This is a genomic window from Bacteriovorax stolpii (genome assembly GCF_002872415.1).
Taxonomy (GTDB): Bacteria; Bdellovibrionota; Bacteriovoracia; order Bacteriovoracales; family Bacteriovoracaceae; genus Bacteriovorax; species Bacteriovorax stolpii.
On sequence record NZ_CP025704.1, the window covers coordinates 48,826 to 67,897 of the forward strand.

The window sequence follows — 19,072 nt, forward strand, 5'->3', positions numbered from 1 at the left end:
CAAGAGTCGCTAAGCTTTAGTTATGAAAAAAACAAATAAAGCAAAGTTTCTAGTTTCAACTCTTATTCCTCTATCCCTGCTTCTTACGAGCTGTGGTGACGACAGCAATCAAGCTTCAGGTGGATCAACGGGAGGCGGTGGCACAGGTGGGATTAGCTTAAGCTATAAAAACTCAAGAAATGGCAACGCACTTGTCTCTCTTGCGAATTCATCATCATTTCCGACGGGCTCAATTACGGCGGCCAATAAGTCCAATCTGGGAAGTTTTTATCAAATTAACAGCGATTGTGGTGGGACGAGCATTCCTTTTAATTTTACTTTAAAAAATAACGGAAGTTCATCAGTAAGCGCCACGAATTCTCCGGCGGTAACAATTACTGATAACACTGTGTACAACTGGGGAAGTATGAGCTCTGGTGATGTAACATACACTTTAACAACAGCTCCAACTTTTCCTTTAGCGGCCGGAGCAAGTACAGATTTTACTATTACGGTGAGCACGACTAATAATAGTATCTGCACTTATGGTGAAACCACTTTTGTTGATGATGCGACGACTGCTCAAAAGTTTGAAGTTGTCGTTCACACGAATGATGCGACTTCGCCGAATTACTCGGTAGATTTTACTTTGTACGGCAACAGTTAATTGATCATCGCATGGCCAACGCATAATCGTTCTAAAAGCGTTTTACGTTCAGTAAAAAGTTTTAAGAATACGAATTTAAAGCTAAATTTTTTTGTTTCAAATACCGGGGAGTCAGAGTTGACTCCCCTTTTTAATTCTGAACATATTGAAGCAGAATTATGGGAAGGGGAAGCTCGGTACAAATGGATTAACTTGCTTAAAGAAAACTGCCGTCGTGCTCATATTAACCCATCATTAATTGACTTTGCTCTCAATCCTTCAGCACCTAAAGGAGTTATCACTACTGGCGCCAACAGAAATTTTCTATTATTAAAACTTGTTGGTAAAAAATTTGTCTCAGTTGATGATGATGTGGTTTTTGAACCCAGGAGATTAGCTCCTGTTGAAATTGGCAACGCGCTTGGACCTTCACCTGGAAATCCTCTATCGACCTTGTATTTTAAAGATCAACAATCGTTAAATTTGTTAAAAGAAAAATCTGAAAGGCTTAAGGACGAAGAGTTTCTTTCGACACAAATACAGATGCTCTCTTTTGTTCAAAACTCTCAATTTTGTGCGCTCTCGCTTTGTGGGTATTATGGCGATTCTGGCTTTCAGAGTCCGCGCGGCATTTTTTCACTCAATGAACAATCTATTCATGAGTTGATTAAAAAGGATCAATTTCATGCGGCCTTAAAGAGTCGTTTGGTTTGGCGTGTGTCTGATAAAGTCCAGGCATTTAAATATTCTCCGGCCATGTTGATGTGTGCGGGATTTTCAAATGACTATGAATTACCACCTTTTTTTCCAATGGGAAGAAATCAAGACAGTGCGTATGCCTATGCTCTGAGCGCTTGTTTATCAAATGCCCTTATTGGACATTTGAGCTTTGCGATTATGCATGCACCTGTTGAGATAAGAAATTATACAGAAGATTTACCAGATTTAGAGATGCGAATGAACGATATTATGGTTCTTCTCTGGATAGAGTTTCTTAAAAAGAATATAGAAAAAAATTATAAAAATGCTGGAGAGTTCTTTTTGGAATTTGCCCAGGAGAAAAATTTTACTGAAAGATTAAATTTTTTAATTTCCCAGCATTTCTCAGAAAGAGCACTTAGGCTAGAAGAAAAAATTAAGAACCTACAATCAAAAGACAATGATTTTTTCCAAGACTGGATTAAGTTGGCAGTTCAAGAAAAGGCGCTAATAGATAAAGCATTACAAAAATCGCCAAATTTGCTGCCAATGGAAACAAATAACTCATTGTTGGCCGCGGATTGGATCGGTCAGTATGCAGAGCTTCTTCTCAGTTGGAAAGAAATAAGAAATATTGCCCAAGATATATAGTAAGGAAAATTCCAGGGAAAAAAATTCCGGTATTAGTTAAGTCAAAAGCTCGACAACCATAATTTAATATTAAGAATGGAATTTTCCTCATTTCTCCTTCTGTGGAGCCCGAATAGTTGGGTAACAAGGATGTGAGAATGAACATTTTATTAGTGGATGATGACCAAGATATTGCAGATCATATTGTGCTTGGTCTGAATGGCTTTGGTTATAATGTTGATCATGTCCTAAGTGGTGAGAGAGTGCTTGAGCTGATTAAGAAGAACACTTATGACCTCGTTTTGCTGGATTGGAACATGCCTGGTATGACTGGTTTGGATGTCCTGGCCGAAATTAGGGATTCTTATTTGCCTTCAGAGCTTCCGGTAATCATGGTGACATCAATGAATGAGACAGAAAAAATCGTTTATGCCTTAGACCAAGGATGCAATGACTACATCACCAAACCTATTACCATTGAAACTGTCGCGGCCCGAGTGAAAACACAAATCACTCTTCAGAAACTTCATGAGCAGCATACAGCAAAAAATAAGCTTGAGGTTATTAACGAAGTTGTGACGACACTGAATCACGAAATCAACAACCCTCTCTTTATTGCTTTAAATCACATTCGCAAGGCCAATAGGCGCGCTGATTATACACAGTTGGAAAAGGCGGAGAATGCTTTAGTGAGAATTACTAACATAGTAAAACAAATCAGTGATCTAAATACACAAAGTAAAAAGATTTTAAAGAAAGATAAAGTTGCTCATTTTAACAAAACGGCCTAGATAGTTTCTTTTTGCTTGAGTTTAAATTAGTCAAATTTTAATAGGCTTTAAAATTGCATTTATTTCCTCAGAGTTAATTCTGCCAAGGAGGAAGTGTATGGCGGCAATTGCGGGCGACAGCCTATTTAATGTCTCTCAGAGTTTTTTCTCCCCAGATATTCTTCAAAAAATCAGCAAGGAAATTAATCAGCCAGTAGAACAAACGCGTGTCGGATTAAAATCAGCAATCCCAACTCTTTTAATGGGAATTATTAACAAAGGCTCCACAAAAGAAGGCGCTGAAACACTAGTAGATATTGCCAATCATCAAGCGCCAATTGCCGACGTGGCCACTGATCCAACAGAGATCCGCGAGGGCAATGAAGTTGTGAATAAAATCTTCGGAAATAATCTCAATGGTATCCTGGCAAAGCTTGGCACAACGACAGGGATGAATGTTGCGAGTCTAAATAAAATGTTGGGCATGACCGCCCCATTAGTTATGGGAGCGATTAGCTCCAAAATTAAAACAGAGCACATGACCCCTTCTGCTTTAATGAGTTTTTTAAGTCAGCAGAAGAGCTCTTTAAGCAGCATGCTGCCATCGGGGCTTCCTGGCCTCTCTGCCCTCTCTTCGTCTCAGGCACTACCCAAGATAGTCGACAGGGGAAATGTATGGCCAAAAATCGTTTTAGGTATTTTAGTTCTTGTGGGATTGTTCTGGTGGTATAGCTCAAGACAAACAGTCTCTGAAGAGACGCGCACTACAAGCATGCCGGCAATGCCCGCGATAGCGAGCCGAGAAAATATTCAACCAATCAATACACTTGGAAATTTTATGAACAGCGCTTCGGCCGGTACTGTTAAACGTTTTAAATTTGAAAACCTAACTTTTAAAACGGGAACAATTTCCGTAGGTGCAGGGGCAAATAAAGAACTAGATCACATTGTCGCTGTGATGAAAAATCATCCTAAGGCCACTGCACGCATAGAGGGGTATACTGATAATGTTGGTCTACCTGCTAATAATATTGCCTTATCAAGTAAGCGTGCGATGGCCGTCAAGGATGAGCTTGTCTTTAGAGGTGTGCGTTCAAGCCGTATTGAAACTGTTGGTCGAGGAGAGAGTGATCCTATTGCGAGCAATAATACAACAGAAGGACGTACAGCTAATCGTAGAATAGAATTTGTGATACAGCTTTAATATGCCTGACCGGGTTGCATAATCGACTCGGTCAGTGCTCCTGCAAGCAGTCACGTATTATTCAAGATTGCTGGCCGCATTTCTTCACGTAACTTTAATTTAAAAATAATTACATAATCGTAACTTGAAATGATGAAATAAGGGCCTTAGAGTCGACGTGAGTCTTTTTGAACTTCTTGGTTTTTTGAAAACACAGGAGCATTTTATGCCACAAAAGATTTATGTAGGAAATTTACCAAAAAATATTGGCAACGAAGTCCTGACTGAAAAATTTTCAAAATATGGGCACGTCTGCTCTGCTAAAATTATTAAAGATCGAGAAACTAACTTATCAATGGGATTTGGCTTCGTTGAAATGGAATCGCCTGAGGAGGCAGAGAGGGCCATTGTTAATTTGAATGGATCTGTTTTTAATGGGCGCTCAATCAGTGTTGTAGAAGCGAAAAAATCTCTTTTACACTAATTAGCCAGCGTCGACTTCAACATCAAAATCTTCTTCTTCGTCGTTCCATTCAGCAGTGATGTGTAATGGATGACAGCAGACTTCGCAATCGACAATAAAATCTTGTTTGTCACCTTCTTCGCGGTAAATTTCTAGCGGGATTGTTTCAAAACAAAAGTGACATTTAATTTCCATGCTCAAGATCGTAATCAGAAAATCGGACAAAAAAAAGGGCCATCTTTCGATGACCCTGTTTTTTTTAAATTAATAACGGTTGTTTCTTCCACCGCCACCGAATCCACCACGTGATCCACCACGGTTCTCGTTTGGAGTCATTGGTTTAGCTTCGCTAACAGTCATTGGACGACCTTCAAATTCTTTCCCGTGGAATTTGTTGATTGCCTCTTCAGCTTCTTCATCTGAAGACATTTCGATGAATCCGAAACCTTTGCTTCTTCCAGTTTCACGGTCTGTGATTACTTTTGAAGAATCAACTGTTCCTACTTCTTCGAACTTTTGTCTAAGAATGGCATCGTTTGTTGTGTACGGAAGATTTCCGACATAAAGTTTTCTACCCATTGTAAACCTCCTTAAGGTTGGGGGCCGCTAAAGAGAGGGCGATAAACACTGACCACTAATCTAAATGCGACGAACATTATTCTGATAGCACCCTAGCAGAGCACTTTTAATAAATCTATTACAAATCATATTACCATATAAAAATTAAGGTAATCGTGAGGATCTTAAGAACTAAGTTTTACTTCCTTGTTTGTGTCCTTGTTCCTTTTTAGGAGCAGGGTTTCTTCCTCCCCTATGAAAACGCCCGCCTTTATGACGAGAACGATCAGGTTTTAGCGTGTTTTCTGCATCGATTAATGCTTTCGCCTTACCGTGAGAAAGAAGCTTTGCGCTGACAACGTTGTCCGAATGGAAAGGTTGGTCTTCGACCACCTCAATAGTCTTTCCAATAAGTTTTTCAATGGATTTCAAGAAGGCCTTTTCATCGGCATCGCAAAATGAAATGGCTTCACCGCTCGCGCCTGCGCGTGCAGTTCTTCCAATTCTGTGGACATAGTCTTCACTGACATTTGGCAAATCAAAATTGATGACATGAGTGATCTCATCGATATCAATTCCGCGAGCGGCAATATCGGTAGCAATAAGCACGCGGATTTTTCCAGTGCGGAAATTCTCGAGCGCCTTTTGTCTGGCCGTTTGCGATTTGTTTCCATGAATGGCTTCACTCAGAATGCCACTTTTTGCCAGGTATTCTGAAATTCTATTTGCACCGTGTTTGGTGCGAGAGAAAACAATCACTCGCTTAAGAGCTTTGTTATCTAAGATATGTTTTAGAAGAGGGCGCTTGTTTTCGCGTTCAACGAACATAACTTTTTGAGCAATGAGTTCAGCTGTTGATGAAACAGGGGTGACCTCAACTCTTGTTGGATTAACCAAAATAGAGTTGGCAAGTTTTTCAATCTCAGGCGGCATTGTCGCTGAGAAAAATAAGTTATGTCTTTTTGGTGGAAGAATTTTCAGGACTCTTTTAATGTCGTGGATGAACCCCATATCAAGCATGCGGTCTGCTTCATCTAAAACAAAAACTTCAAGGGCGTTAAGTTTTAAAAAACCTTGGTTAATTAAATCTAATAAGCGACCAGGAGTGGCCACTAGAACATCAACCCCGTGAGCAAGAGACTTGACTTGAGGTTGTTGGCCAACACCACCAAAGATAACGGCATATTTTAATTTGAGATTTTTTCCATAAGTCACAAAACTTTCGTGAACTTGAATCGCCAACTCTCTTGTAGGAGTCAACACTAAAACTCTGGCGTGACGTGGAGTTGGTTTTTTATTGGATTCAACCAAGCGGTGAAGGATGGGCAGAGCAAAGGCAGCTGTTTTACCAGTTCCAGTCTGAGCACAACCTAACAGATCTTTTCCATGCAGAAGCGATGGAATAGCTTGCGCTTGGATCGGTGTCGGGGTGTTGTATCCGGCTTCACTTAAGGCTTGTTTTAAAGGGTCAATAAGATTTAGTTCTGAAAATGTCTTAGGTAGGTCTTGATTCATCTGGGGGCAACTTACATTTATTAAGCGAAAGAAGCAAATTATTTATAAAAGGCCGTAATGTATCGGTTCACTTCATCGCTAATGAACTGAGATTGTTCAGGAATATGGGTCAGGCATCTCTCTTTAAACATGGAAATAGTTTCACACTCATCTTTCTGGAGCCCATAAGAGTGCATCTTTCTCAGAAAGCGCAGGTAGCGTTTTTGGGCAGGATGAAGCCTTTTCTTTCCATATAAATAAAAAATCAGCCAGAAAATGAGCAGAAAAAGAATCAACGAAAAAGCAAAGATAATCCCGACAGGAAGATTGCCTGGTGTGAGGGCGCGAAGGACGGCCAGCTGAGTGTCGCGGTCAAAATTAAAAATTTTTGTATTAAAACGCGAGTTCAAAGAATCAAGCCAAAGGGCCAGGTTGTTCATAGTGGCTGAATCAAAAAGGCTGCGGTCAATTTTTAAATTAAAGATCGTAATGTACGGGTTGAGCTTTTTATTAAACTCTTCTGTACTCATGGTAACTCTTTCCGGTGCCACAAGTGATGTAGGATCAACTTTCACCCAGCCTTTTTCTGCCAGATAAACTTCTACCCAGGCATGGGCATCGAGTTCTTTGACGATGACGGAGTTGTCGTAAGGATTAAATTCACCACCGAGATATCCGGTGACGATTCGAGCTGGAAGTCCTCTTAGACGTGCAAGATAAACAAAGGCCGCTGAAAAGTGGCTGCAATACCCATTTGACCCTTTCAACAGGAAGTCTTCAACGGAAGCGTAACTTTCGGGAGCTGTGCTGTATTGAAAACCGCGTTTTTTAAAAATGCCAATGAGTTCTTTTAGTTTTTCTTCATCTTGAAGTTGTTTTTCTTCACCCGAGAAATAACTTTTGTAAACTTCATCTTTTCTTGGGGATTTTAGACGCAGACCTTTTCTCAGCATAAGTGGTGAGGCGTCCTGAATTCTTGTCTGGTAGTTTCCGTTTGCGATGTAAGTAAGTTCACCTCTGGAAATGGTTCTCAGCTTAAAACTTCCATCACTGTAAGAAACAAAAGGAAGATTAGCGCTTTCAACATTGGCCGTGCCATCCAGAACCGGGAGGTATTCTTTAAAGCGATCAAAGACTTCCACTCGGTACTTCAGTGGAGCATTTATTAAAGTCTGTTCTGGTTTTTTAAGGTTGCTGTTGGCCGCACTCCACTCCTGCCCTGAAAGCTGCCAAAGGACGGCCGTTCTCCAGTAAAGAATTTTAAAGGGAAGTTTACTGTCTTCAAGGCCATAGGCCTTAAAGGCCTGTTCTGAAGAAAGGCTGATTGGACCGAGCTGTTTGAAATCAAAACGAGAGCTGGCGCCAGAGATAATATATTGCATATCACTGGTGTTAATGAACCCTTGAGTGAAACGAGGAAATGTATAAAAAAGCAGCAGTGAAAGAGCAATAGAAGGTGCTGCCAGAAGGATGAGTCTCTTAGGATTTAAAAGCGAGATATCGTAGTTTCTCATTTTTAAAATGTAATAGAAATAGAACATCATCTTCACAATGCCAAAAGCAAACACCAGGAAGGTTGGATTTAAAAGAAAGACCGAGCATTCGGCCAGGCAGAGAATAAGAAACATGTTGAAGTGATCGCGTTCTTCATTGAGTTCCCAAAACTTCAGTGCAGACAAAATAAGTACAAAAGAAACCCCACACTCGGTCACGAGCAATGTTTTAAAGTGCAGCCTTAAAAGAAGCATTGAAAGAGCAAGCAGTATGATCTTAATCGTCGTGCGGACTGTTTTATGAGTGATAAACAGGGAAAGAATCAAACTCGCAAAAGTTATGCCCATGATATTTACGGGAACATCATCATTGAGCAGAAGCATGTTGGTGATAATAATGGCGATGGTAATGAACTTAAGCATGGTATCTCGCCAGTTCACGCAGGCATTGAGTTAAGTGTCTTGGTGAATTCTCAGGAGCAATAAGAACACTATCCCCTAGTTTCAATCCATATTTGATATTTTGTTGATGAAGATTATGAATGGAAAAACTAATAGACTTAAGAGTGTCTTCTACCGGAGTTTTATCCAGAATCAACATGATAGGACTTGGTATATGCGCTTGAAATTGTCTGGTGTACCACTTATTGGTTTGTGCCAGTTTTTTCCAGTCGACTCGTTTTAAAGAGTCTCCTGGCACATAATCTCTTAAATAAAAATCATCACCATCTTCTTTCCTTGAATCTGTGACTTCAACTTCTTCATGGATATTTAGATTGGACCTTTCTGGAAAAATAAAAATGTCTTGATTGATATTAAAAAAAGTAAAACAACGGAAGAAATTAAAAGGAAATAATGTTTCGATGTAAACGGACTTAATCGTATCTTGCCCTCTTTTTATACCTTTTAAGGAAACTTTTACAACAGTTGTCTCATCTGGCCTTATGGGAAATGTTTCTTTGAAGTGATTAAGTCTTACTAACGAGCTTTTAAAGTAGGGACGGATAAAATAATGCCCCTGAGCATTACTCGAAGAAAAATGAAGAATGGCGCTACTGTCTTCGCCGGCATGGAAAGAAGGTATTTGAATGGACTCAAGCCTAACACCGGAAAGATTGAAATGGGTGTAAAACATCGAGCCGAGAAATAAACAAAAGAGAACAAAGTTAAACAGGAGAACATAGTTATTGGCATAAACGAGACCAATAACTAATAAGGTAATATTTAAAGCAATGACTTTAAGTCCATCAAGGGTTGGAACGATATAGAGTGGATGTTTGCGACCTGAATTCGCAGCTCGGTTATAAAAAAAGCTTCGCAGGGAACGAAACATTTTTTAGTCTACCTTGGTTGTTTTAATCAACATTTGAGTAAGCTCCCTATCCTGATCAAAGGATTGATTTTGAAAAGGAGCAAGCCTGTGAGACACGACAGAAGGAAGGATGATTTGCACATCATCAGGAAGGACATAATCTCTCCCACTAATAAGTGCCCATGCTTTAGCCGCTTTAATGATGTCTTTTCCGGCCCGCGGACTTAGTCCTTGGAATGAATTGCTATTTCGCGATTGATCCAAAAGTCTTAAAACATAATCTAAAAGCTTGTCGCTTACTTTAACATTTTTTACTGCCTCATAGAGATCGGCCAGAGAAGATGGATTAATTGCGGGTTTTAATTTTTGATAACTTTCGGTGTGGGCATCACTGGAAATAATGTTTTTTTCTGACTTTGCATCCGGATAACCAATTTTGATTTTCATCATAAAACGATCCAGTTGTGATTCTGGAAGATGATGAGTCCCGATTTGTGAACGTGGATTCTGGGTTGCAACTACAAAAAATGGATGAGGAAGATTGATGGTGTTGCCATCTAAAGTCACTTGTTTTTCTTCCATCGCTTCCAGTAAGGCACTTTGAGTTTTAGGAGTTCCACGGTTGAGCTCATCGGCCAGGATGAATTGATGAAAGATTGGCCCATGAATAAGGTTAAACTTTCCTTCTTTGGCATCAAAGATTTGGATACCAACAAGGTCTGAGGGCATAAGGTCATTGGTAAACTGAATGCGGGCAAAAGAGAGGTCGAGAAGTTTCGCCAGCGTTTTTGCAAAAGTGGTCTTTCCCATTCCTGGAACATCTTCAATGAGAAGGTGTCCATGTGAAAGAAAACAACAAAGAGCGAGCTTGGTTTCTGTTTGTTTTCCTAAAATAGAGTGTTCGGCCGAAGCCAGGAAATCTTGGATAGCATTATTCATGTGATACTCGATTTTTTTGAGGGCCAACTATAATGCTAATTGAAAAATAGAATTTATCAATTTAGATTGGGCTGATGGAAAACTATTTATTGCCTCTGATGGGGCTTCTTACTGGATTAATTGACTCGGTCGTTGGCGGTGGCGGCCTGATTTCACTTCCCACACTTTCAATTGCGATAGCACCAGGCCCTCATGCTATCGGAACAAATAAAATACTTGGTACTGTTGGTGCTGCAGTTGCCCTTTTCGTCTACGCACGCAAAGGTCACTTAAAGTGGAAGGAAGGACTCGCTTTTTGCGTGGTCTGTGCTTTTGGTTCTTTTTTGGGAAGTTCACTGGCGCCTTACGCTTCAAAAGAGTTTTTTCGTTTTCTAATGATCTTCATGTGCCCGGTAATTCTTTGGATTGTGTATAACAAAGAGAAATTTTTCAAAGAGCGCGAGAACTTCACGAAGCCTCATCCTGGATTATTTTTCTTAAGTGCTATTGCCAGTGGTTTTTATGACGGATTTTTTGGCCCTGGTGGCGGGACATTTATGTTCTTAAGCTTGTTTCTTGGGACCGGTTACCCGATGCTCACTGCCATTGCTATCTCAAAACTGGCCAATACTTTTTCTGCAGGAACAGCACTTGTGACTTTTTCAATGAATGGTTTTGTTCATTGGAAAGAAGGTCTTATTATGGCCACAGGAATGTCTTTTGGATCTTATATCGGCGCTAGTTATGCAACGAAGGCCGCTTCTAAGATCGTTCGCCCTATGCTCTTTTTTATCGTTGTCTTATTGATGGTGAAATTGATTTGGTTTGAAGGCTAAAAAGACCTGCCCGGGAGAAGCCGGGCAGGTATAAAGTCAAATTACTTAAGAGATTTAAGAAGTGACTCGCTCATTTTCTTTGGAAGTGGAGCATAGTGAAGTTCGCTTGCGAATTTCTGTCCATCTTTCAGCGCCCATCCAAGGAAAGCTCTTACTGCTTTTACTGGAGCAGAGGCAGCATTTTCTGGAAGAAGGATGTATGTGAAAGAAGAAATTGGGTAAGCCCCTTTAGCGTCAGCATTGATGATTGACATTCTTAGGTCACCATCAAATTTCTTAACAGAAGAAGCTGCAGCTGTGATTGAGGCAACAGATGGAACAATGAATTCCCCTTTTGCATTTTTCATAGAAACTGTTTTTAGTTGAGTGTTGATAGCGTAAGCTAATTCAGTGTATCCGATAGCTCCGTCAGTTTGAGAAACCATTGCACTCACACCTTCGTTACCTTTAGCTCCGATACCAGCTGGCCAATTAACGTTTTTACCAGCACCTACTTTAGATTTGAAATCAGCTGATACAGCAGCAAGGTATTCTGTGAATACAGCCGTTGTTCCTGATCCATCTGATCTTCTCACAACAAGAATGTCTGTTACTGGAAGTTTAGCTTTTGGGTTTAGTTTCGCGATAGCAGCATCGTTCCACTTAGTGATTTCACCAAGGAAGATTTTTGCCAGTACCTCACCATCAAGGTGAAGACCTGCTTGAATGCCGTTAACATTATAAGCAACAACAACTGCACCAAGTACAGTTGGGATATGTCTGATTGGAGTTTTTGCTGATTTTAGTTCTTCGTCAGTCATTGGTGCATCAGTTGCCCCGAAATCTACAGTCTGCGCCAGGACTTGTTTAATTCCTCCTCCGCTTCCGATTGATTGGTAATTGAACTCAACATCTTTGTTGATTTTTTGGTACTCAGAGAACCATTTTGAGTAAATTGGATAAGGGAATGTAGCACCCGCTCCGTTAACCTTTTGAGCAGCAGAAACGTTAAGAGAAATAGTAAGCGCAAGAAACATAAGCAAATTTTTTAACACAAAAACCTCACTCGTTTTGTTAGAAACAACATTATGAGTATTTTATATGGGAATTTGGGGATTTTGTATTGTTAGGATTTGGTTAGGTGAAAATAAAAAGGGCCCGTTTCCAGGCCCTCTTTATAATATCAGCGAAACTTAGTTTAGAGACTATAGGTCAGCTTTGATACCGAAAGTAATGATGTTATCTTTTACTTTACCGTTAGCAGCTACATCAAACTTCTTATTAGCATTTGTGTAAGCTAGGTGGTAACGGAAGTTAGTATCTTGGAATGGTTTCCACATAACACCACCAGCGATTGAGTTTTTCTTGTACTCAGAGTTCGCTGCACCTTTAACTTTATCGTTGATGTACTGAACGAATGGAGACCACTCATTGATGTTGTAAGCAACGTTAGCGAAGATTGAAGAAGTTTTTGTGTCAACTCCACCGTTTGTTTGTGATTCAGCTTTGAATTGTTTCCAGTCTGCATCAACAATTAGGTTTGAAATAGCTTCAGTTCTGAAACCAGCAGCCATCATTGTGTTCTTAGCTGATTTTACATCGTTGTCTTGCTTAGCTGTCGTGTAAGAAAGAGTCGGTTGGAAAGCTTTGTCGAAAAGAACTGAAGAGTAGTGAATAGCGTAAGCTAAAGACGTGTTTTTCTTTTCGTTAGTAGCTGTAGCTGCTGTTGTATCTGTTAACTCAGGGTTTGGGTTAGAGATAGCAAGAGTGATTTTGTTTGTATCTAGGAATGTATATGTCCCAGAAACACCAAAACGGTATGTACCAATGTTCGTGTTGTATTGGTCATAAGCTGCAGAAGTGATTAGTAGGTCTGTTGAAGAAAGGAAAGACTCACGTCCGTAAGCTTCAGCCCAGTTTGTTTTACCAAAACGAGTTGTGAAAAGTGAGTTCTTGTGGTCTACGTAAAGGTGATCAAGACTTTTTGTAGAGTTGTCTCTTGTTGTGTTTGTAGCTTCAGTCTTGTTGAATCTGTAACGGAACTTGTAAGTTAGGTTCTCGTTGATGTTACCAGTTAAGCTTAGACGGATAAGGTTTGACTGGAAACCCATGTACTTAGTCTTTGTAGTAGTAGCACCTACTTCTGTTTTAGAAGTTGAGCTAATGAAGTCCGAACGTCCTTCAAGACCGAATTTGTAATCAAACGCGTGTGCGCTTGTTGATACCGCTGCGATAGCAGCAAAAGTTAGCATTTTTTTCATTGTTCATCCTTGTATGAGTTATTGATAAGAAAAAATGTATGGAAATAGTTTACTCAGACTTTATCTGCTTTGTGTATCAATTTTTTGTTAAGATTCTTTAAAAAAGTCAGAAATCACTTCATAATAAAGATGTAAGAATATTTCTCAAATCGAAGAAGAATAAAAGTAAATGGAATCAATCGAACTTAATTTTAGATACGAAACTAAAACAATCAAGTTTTTGATGCGCTCTTTTTTCTTTCTTATTCACTTGGCCATAATGACAGAAATCGTGGCCACTCCAAAGTTTCGCCTCTTCATTCGATTGCTTTTTTTCTTATGGCTCGCTAAGCCTTACTACAGCACAATCAAACATCGTTATTATACCTATTGGTCATTTTCTGCTCTGCTCTTTTGTTATTTGCTCTTTAAAATCTATGAGCAATTCTACATTTTAGATAATGAACATATTGGTATCCTCTACCTCATCTCGACACTTATTCTTGTCTTTAAGATGTATCTTCTTTCCTCTCCTATTTACTACCCTGTCGTCAGTTGGTGGGAATATGACTTTAGATACAGAGATGATTTAAAGATCTCTATTAAGTCAGGTGAGAATGAATTTGCAGCTCGACTAACAGATCTTCGACGTCAGGCAGGGTGTGTGGCCAGCTTCTCAGAGTTGAAACTTGGTGAAGAAATTGTTATCAATGCAGCACTTGATGAGGATAACGTATTACTTCGCGGAGTGGTGATGAGTAAAAGGCGCGATGTGATCGGACGCCCTATCATCTATGGTGTTCAATTCAAGTTTGATAGTAAGAGTAATAAGAAGCGCTACATTCACCTGGAGCGTTTGTGGAAAAAGCAGAAAAATAATAAGCGCAAGATGAAGTTTGCTCATGTCTAAAAATATTAATGATCATTTATGGCTAATGGATGAAGCTTTGAAAGAAGCTCACAAAGCTTATCGCGAAGACGAAGTCCCTATAGGGGCAGTGATCGTTGATTCAGAGGGCACAATTATTTCGCGAGCTCATAACCAAAAAGAGAAAGTTCATAATCCCTGCGGACACGCAGAGATCCTGGCGATTACAGAGGCCGCGAAAAAATTAAACAACTGGCGTTTATTGAATTGTTCGATTTATGTCACGCTTGAGCCTTGCCCGATGTGTTTGAGCGCCCTTGTTCAAGCGCGTATCAGTCATCTTTATTTTGGAGCTTATGATACAAAAGGTGGGGCCTTGAGTTTGAATTATAATTTTTATAAAGATCAAAAGCTTAACCACAGCTTCCCTGTCATGGGTGGTCTTCGCCACTTCGAATGTTCAAAGCTACTTTCGACTTTTTTTAAAGAGAAGCGCACTAGTTATAAATTTTAAAAATTATTTTCCAAATAACATCGCCAGGCCGCTAATCAAGATGAAAAAGCTTACAATCTTTTCAAATTGTTTCTGATTGATTCTGGAGAGGATTCTTTTTCCAACTACAGAACCTAAAAAAGCAGCGATCATCATCAGAGGAATGTAGAACCATTGAGACCAATCCATAAAGCCGTTACTGATATATAAGATTGCTCTAAGTAAATCTCCTCCGAAATCAATAAAGGCAGACAAAGCGACAAAGGTGTCTTTGGAAATGGCCATGTTGCTTAAAACAATTCCTCGAATGGCCCCACCAGTTCCGATAAGGCCGGTTAAAAAACCTGAAATCCCCAGAAGCGAGAAAGAGGTCTTGGTAGAAAAAGTCTTGGTCATTTCTTTTGAAAAGAACTTAAAGATAGCGAAAATAACCAGGAATAGACCCAGGGCCTTTTCTAACCATGAACTGGAAAAATAAATGGCCATCGTTGCACCAATTCCAGTCATCACAATAGAAGGAAGGGCGTACCGGATAAAACGTTTTAAATTTATTTCGCTTTTAAAAAGATAAATCTTGGAAATATTTCCAAAGCAATGAAGGATAGATGTTATCGCCAGGACGAGTTTTAAGCTTTCAAAAAAAGTGGCCAGTGGGACAAAAAATGTAGAGGAACCAAACCCGCTTAAAGTGCCAAGTACTTCCGATATAAAGGCGCTAAAAGCGATGATCCAATCGTGTGTTTGCATATTAGCTCAGTATTTTTTTTACTTGTGATAAAGAATGAGCTTCGTATGTCGGTTTTAAGTCTGATGTGTTGGGTGTTTTATGTTGGTTGAACCAAAGTGAATCAATGCCAAAATTATGAGCTCCAAGAATGTCGGCATCAAAGCGGTCCCCGATAATAATAGTAGATTCCTTAACAAAGTTCTTAGACCTGCTGGCCGCAAATTCAAAAAAGCGAACATCCGGTTTGGCAAATCCACACTCTTCAGACACAGCGATAAAGTCAATGTAGTCTTTTAGCTCAGAGTTTTTAATTCTCTCTCTTTGAGTGTACTCAATTCCGTTTGTGATGATTCCCACTTCACCGAATTGCTTAACGTGTCTTAGAACTTCAACGGCACCATCGATCAAGACAACGTGCTTGGGAAGTTGTTCAAGGTAAAACTCCGACATTTTGTGCGGAGGAATTTCAATTTTATGAATGTCGAGAGTTCTTTTGAAACGCTCAACTTTTAAAAAGTCTTTATCGACTTCTCCTCTTTCAAGTTGTTTCCATAGATGATTGTTTTCTGTTTTGTATGTTTTGTGGATTTCTTCTAAAAGATCTTTTACACCAAAGTGAATAAATGTCTGAGTGAAACACAATTTTTCTGAAGCTTGGAAATCAAGAAGTGTGTCGTCGAGGTCGAAGAGAAAAAGATTGTATTTCATGAGAGAAAACTCCAATTACAAAAAAGTGCCTAATGACTTGGGTATGATATTTCATTGACATGAAAATGTCTGCCTTCATAATGATTATGCCATAAAAAACCCAACCCTGAGGAGTTTATGAAGAAGATTATTTGTTTATTGTCTCTCGCTCTACTTGCATCGTGTGCAACAAAAAAAATTGTGACAACGGAAAAACCACAAACAGGCTTCGATGCTGTTTTGAGTGGGTATAATTACCCTTTTCCCGTAAGTTCTTATGTCTTTGAAACACAAGGACAGAAATTGCAGATGAGTTATATGGATATCAAACCGGCCGGTGATGTGAAAAAAACCGTGGTGATGTTCCATGGAAAAAACTTCGGTGGATTTTACTTTGAGCCAATCGTAAAAGAACTGGTTGGCAAAGGATTTCGCGTTATCGTTCCTGATCAAATTGGTTTTGGAAAATCATCAAAACCGGAACATTTCCAGTACTCATTCCAATTGCTCGCTCGTTTAACAGATGACCTTCTAAAACAATTGGGAGTGCAGGAATTCACGCTTGTCGGTCACTCAATGGGTGGAATGCTGGCTACAAGATACGCGCTGATGTATCCAGAGAAAGTGAAAAAACTTGTGCTCGTTAACCCAATTGGACTTGAAGATTACAAATTGCTTGCTCCATACAAGACAGTGGATGAACTTTACGCTGGCGAATTAAAAAACAACGAAGACAAAATCCGCGATTATCAAAAAGCGGCCTATTACGATGGAAATTGGAAAGCAGAATATGAACCGATGATTGTTCCTGCTGTTGGTTGGACTAAGGGGCCAGACCATGCACTTGTGGCAAGAAATGCGGCCTTAACTGCAGAATTAATTTATACGCAGCCAGTAGTTTATGAGTTTAAAAAACTGAAGATGAAGACGACTCTAATCAATGGCGATAGAGATAAAACGGCTATTGGGAAAGCATGGGCGTCACCAGAAAACCAGAAGATTATGGGTAACTATCCGAAGCTTGGGCCAGAAGTGGCTAAAATGATTCCGCAAGGGAAGCTCATTTCGATGAAAGGACTCGGACATGTGCCATTCGTCGAAGACTTTTCTGGCTTCATGAAACTCTTTGTTCCAGAGTTATAGCCTTGACACAAGGCCCGTTAATTTACTAAGATGCCCTCGGTAGTTAGGGGGCAGCAAAGGTACGATCGGTCAACCCCGCCAGGCCCGGAAGGGAGCAACGGTAGCTGTTTCTGCTTTGTGCTGTTTTCCTAGCTACTTCTTGTAATTCCATTTACTAATTCCGCTAAATTTAATACCTTTTAATCTGGAAAAAATTCTTTCGATTTCCTAAGCAATTTTAAGGAATAAAATGTCATACCAAGTTTTGGCCAGGAAATGGCGTCCTAAAAAATTTCAAGATGTGATCGGACAATCGCACGTTACCCGCTCGCTTCAAAACGCTATTGCTAAAAATAAAATCGGCCATGCTTACATGATGGTCGGAACTCGCGGTGTTGGTAAAACATCTGTGGCGAGAATTTTTGCTAAAGCTATCCGTTGTGAAACTATCACTGCTGACATCAATGCCTGTGGGACTTGTCCTGCTTGTTTAGATTTCGATACAGAAACATCGATGAACGTTATTGAAATCGATGGAGCTTCAAATAACAGTGTTGATAACATCCGCGATCTTATCAGCAACGTTCACTACCTGCCGACTTCGGGGCGTTTTAAAGTTTACATCATCGATGAAGTGCATATGCTTTCAACCAATGCTTTCAACGCTCTTTTAAAAACCCTGGAAGAGCCACCTGCTCACGTTGTCTTTATTTTTGCCACAACTGAAGCACAGAAACTTTTAGGGACAGTTCTTTCTCGCTGCCAGCGTTTTGATTTTAGAAACGTTTCGGTTGAAACCTTAGCAAATCATGTAAAAGAAATTTCTAAGATAGAAGGAATTAAGTTTGAACAAGAAGAACTTATTCAGCAGTTAGCGGTTCTTGGGAGAGGGTCTGTGCGCGACACACTTTCTCTTCTTGATCAGGTACTGACATTCTCAGAAGACAATTTCATCAAAGAAGAAACGCTGACAACATCTCTTGGTGTTGCCGGGCCCAAAGCGATCAGTGGAATCATTGAAGCGATTTATGCCGGGAATACGGCAGAGCTTAGCCGTGTATACGGAAGACTGTTAAACGAAAACGTACCGGTTAAAAACATTGCCAGCTCACTTTTAGATGAGCTGTTTAATAACTTAAAAAAGAAAAGTACGTTGGGTGAAGCAGAGTTAATCTGGATTTACGAAACAGTGGCCAGAGAAACAACATGGATCTTCAATTCTATTTCTCCGGAAAAAGCGTTTGAAGTCCTGATGTACAAAGTGGCCTTGAGAAGAAGTTTCTTTAACCAAAAGATTGCCGGTTCACAAAATGTAGCAGTGGCATCATCAACAGCAGCACCTGAAGCGAAACAAGCAACTCCTACGCCAGTAGCAGTTGTCGAAGAAGCTCCAAAAGAAATGAGTGTTGCTCAAAAACTTGAAACACTGATGTCGGAAATTGCCAGCGAAAGAGATGCGGTAATTGCGCCAGCTAATGTTGAAGCAAAAAAAGAAACACCGACAGCAACACCTGCTCAGGTTGCTAAACCTGTTGGAAAAAAAGATTTAACGTGGGAAGGATTTTTAAATGATCTTTCAGCGCGCTCTCCTGCTTCGGCTTCAAACCTGGAGCAAGGAAATACATTAAACCCTCTTCGCCTGGAAAATGGTTATTTGAATATCGAACTTGGCTTTGGTTTTTCCGGCCAGGTGTTTATGGACTATTTAAATGAACCGGAAGTTTTTCAGAAGGTTTTAAACCATCTGAGTGAGTACTTTGAAGTTGAGACAAACAACATCAAGCTTGAGCTGGTTCAGGTGACTCAGAAAGAAGATTTTGTAACTCAGGCAGAAATCAGAGAACAAAAAGCTCAGATGACAATGCAGGATCGCGTGGAAGAGTTTAAGAGCAACCCGCTTTTAAAAGAAGCAGAGAAAATTTTTAATTCGAAAGTAGATAAAGTTATTTTAGATAATTCAAAGAAGTGAGTAAAA

Annotated in this window: 20 protein-coding genes and 1 other RNA gene; 11 read left to right on the top strand and 10 right to left on the bottom strand. The window is 39.9% G+C overall.

The window, feature by feature from the left end; all coding sequences use genetic code 11:
• Positions 1-22 precede the first annotated feature (22 nt).
• From C0V70_RS00210 to C0V70_RS00230, 5 genes are all read left to right on the top strand, one after another.
• A complete protein-coding gene (locus C0V70_RS00210) occupies positions 23-646 on the top strand; it encodes a hypothetical protein (RefSeq protein ID WP_102241846.1) in 624 nt (207 codons plus the stop codon).
• Positions 647-1,975, top strand: coding sequence for a hypothetical protein (locus C0V70_RS00215; protein WP_102241847.1), 1,329 nt, complete (start codon positions 647-649; stop codon positions 1,973-1,975).
• A 137-nt stretch (positions 1,976-2,112) separates the two neighbouring features.
• The gene (locus C0V70_RS00220; protein WP_102241848.1) at positions 2,113-2,745 is read left to right on the top strand and encodes a response regulator; all 633 of its coding nucleotides are present in this window, start codon (positions 2,113-2,115) and stop codon (positions 2,743-2,745) included.
• A 97-nt stretch (positions 2,746-2,842) separates the two neighbouring features.
• A complete protein-coding gene (locus tag C0V70_RS00225; protein ID WP_102241849.1) occupies positions 2,843-3,928 on the top strand; it encodes an OmpA family protein in 1,086 nt (361 codons plus the stop codon).
• 205 nt (positions 3,929-4,133) lie between these two features.
• Positions 4,134-4,391: an RNA recognition motif domain-containing protein gene (locus C0V70_RS00230; protein ID WP_102241850.1), complete on the top strand. Its 258-nt coding sequence runs from the start codon at positions 4,134-4,136 to the stop codon at positions 4,389-4,391.
• On the opposite strand, the gene C0V70_RS00235 is transcribed toward C0V70_RS00230, so the two are convergent.
• The 6 genes from C0V70_RS00235 to C0V70_RS00260 form a co-directional block, all read right to left on the bottom strand.
• Positions 4,392-4,565 (bottom strand): zinc ribbon domain-containing protein, encoded by a 174-nt coding sequence (locus tag C0V70_RS00235; RefSeq protein WP_102241851.1) that lies wholly within the window; start codon positions 4,563-4,565, stop codon positions 4,392-4,394. It lies immediately after the preceding gene.
• A 69-nt stretch (positions 4,566-4,634) separates the two neighbouring features.
• Positions 4,635-4,949 (bottom strand): RNA-binding regulator, encoded by a 315-nt coding sequence (locus tag C0V70_RS00240; RefSeq protein ID WP_102241852.1) that lies wholly within the window; start codon positions 4,947-4,949, stop codon positions 4,635-4,637.
• 171 nt (positions 4,950-5,120) lie between these two features.
• Positions 5,121-6,443 (bottom strand): DEAD/DEAH box helicase, encoded by a 1,323-nt coding sequence (locus tag C0V70_RS00245; protein ID WP_102241853.1) that lies wholly within the window; start codon positions 6,441-6,443, stop codon positions 5,121-5,123.
• A 38-nt stretch (positions 6,444-6,481) separates the two neighbouring features.
• The gene (locus C0V70_RS00250) at positions 6,482-8,338 is read right to left on the bottom strand and encodes a transglutaminase TgpA family protein (protein ID WP_102241854.1); all 1,857 of its coding nucleotides are present in this window, start codon (positions 8,336-8,338) and stop codon (positions 6,482-6,484) included.
• Positions 8,331-9,248 carry a DUF58 domain-containing protein gene (locus C0V70_RS00255; RefSeq protein ID WP_102241855.1) on the bottom strand — a complete coding sequence of 306 codons (918 nt, stop codon included), beginning with the start codon at positions 9,246-9,248 and terminating at the stop codon, positions 8,331-8,333. Before C0V70_RS00255 ends, C0V70_RS00250 begins: the two co-directional genes overlap by 8 nt.
• 3 nt (positions 9,249-9,251) lie before the next feature.
• Entirely contained in the window at positions 9,252-10,166 is a 915-nt protein-coding gene (locus C0V70_RS00260) for an AAA family ATPase (protein ID WP_102241856.1), read from the bottom strand.
• 74 nt (positions 10,167-10,240) lie between these two features.
• Between C0V70_RS00260 and C0V70_RS00265 the strand changes: the two genes are divergently transcribed.
• Positions 10,241-10,981: a sulfite exporter TauE/SafE family protein gene (locus tag C0V70_RS00265; protein WP_102241857.1), complete on the top strand. Its 741-nt coding sequence runs from the start codon at positions 10,241-10,243 to the stop codon at positions 10,979-10,981.
• 41 nt (positions 10,982-11,022) lie between these two features.
• Here the strand turns inward: C0V70_RS00265 and pstS are convergent, their stop codons facing one another.
• Together pstS and C0V70_RS00275 are read right to left on the bottom strand one after the other, a co-directional pair.
• A complete protein-coding gene (gene pstS, locus C0V70_RS00270; RefSeq protein ID WP_208107762.1) occupies positions 11,023-11,997 on the bottom strand; it encodes a phosphate ABC transporter substrate-binding protein PstS in 975 nt (324 codons plus the stop codon).
• 168 nt (positions 11,998-12,165) lie between these two features.
• A complete protein-coding gene (locus C0V70_RS00275; protein WP_102241859.1) occupies positions 12,166-13,221 on the bottom strand; it encodes a porin in 1,056 nt (351 codons plus the stop codon).
• 169 nt (positions 13,222-13,390) lie between these two features.
• Between C0V70_RS00275 and C0V70_RS00280 the strand changes: the two genes are divergently transcribed.
• Both C0V70_RS00280 and C0V70_RS00285 read left to right on the top strand, forming a co-directional pair.
• Positions 13,391-14,110, top strand: a complete 720-nt coding sequence (locus C0V70_RS00280) for a hypothetical protein (RefSeq protein WP_102241860.1) — start codon at positions 13,391-13,393, stop codon at positions 14,108-14,110.
• Positions 14,103-14,582, top strand: coding sequence for a nucleoside deaminase (locus C0V70_RS00285; RefSeq protein ID WP_102241861.1), 480 nt, complete (start codon positions 14,103-14,105; stop codon positions 14,580-14,582). The genes C0V70_RS00280 and C0V70_RS00285 overlap by 8 nt, the downstream gene beginning before the upstream one ends.
• A 3-nt stretch (positions 14,583-14,585) precedes the next feature.
• On the opposite strand, the gene C0V70_RS00290 is transcribed toward C0V70_RS00285, so the two are convergent.
• Entirely contained in the window at positions 14,586-15,308 is a 723-nt protein-coding gene (locus C0V70_RS00290) for a sulfite exporter TauE/SafE family protein (protein WP_102241862.1), read from the bottom strand.
• A gap of 1 nt (position 15,309) precedes the next feature.
• Complete coding sequence (locus tag C0V70_RS00295; RefSeq protein WP_102241863.1) at positions 15,310-15,996, bottom strand: YjjG family noncanonical pyrimidine nucleotidase; 687 nt, start codon at positions 15,994-15,996, stop codon at positions 15,310-15,312.
• A 117-nt stretch (positions 15,997-16,113) separates the two neighbouring features.
• On the opposite strand from C0V70_RS00295, the gene C0V70_RS00300 reads away from it, so the two are divergent.
• From C0V70_RS00300 to dnaX, 3 genes are all read left to right on the top strand, one after another.
• A complete protein-coding gene (locus C0V70_RS00300) occupies positions 16,114-17,118 on the top strand; it encodes an alpha/beta fold hydrolase (RefSeq protein ID WP_102241864.1) in 1,005 nt (334 codons plus the stop codon).
• A 41-nt stretch (positions 17,119-17,159) separates the two neighbouring features.
• An RNA gene (ffs, locus tag C0V70_RS00305) (signal recognition particle sRNA small type) lies at positions 17,160-17,255 on the top strand.
• Positions 17,256-17,347: 92 nt separating this feature from the next.
• The gene (dnaX, locus tag C0V70_RS00310) at positions 17,348-19,066 is read left to right on the top strand and encodes a DNA polymerase III subunit gamma/tau (RefSeq protein ID WP_102241865.1); all 1,719 of its coding nucleotides are present in this window, start codon (positions 17,348-17,350) and stop codon (positions 19,064-19,066) included.
• Positions 19,067-19,072: the final 6 nt, after the last annotated feature.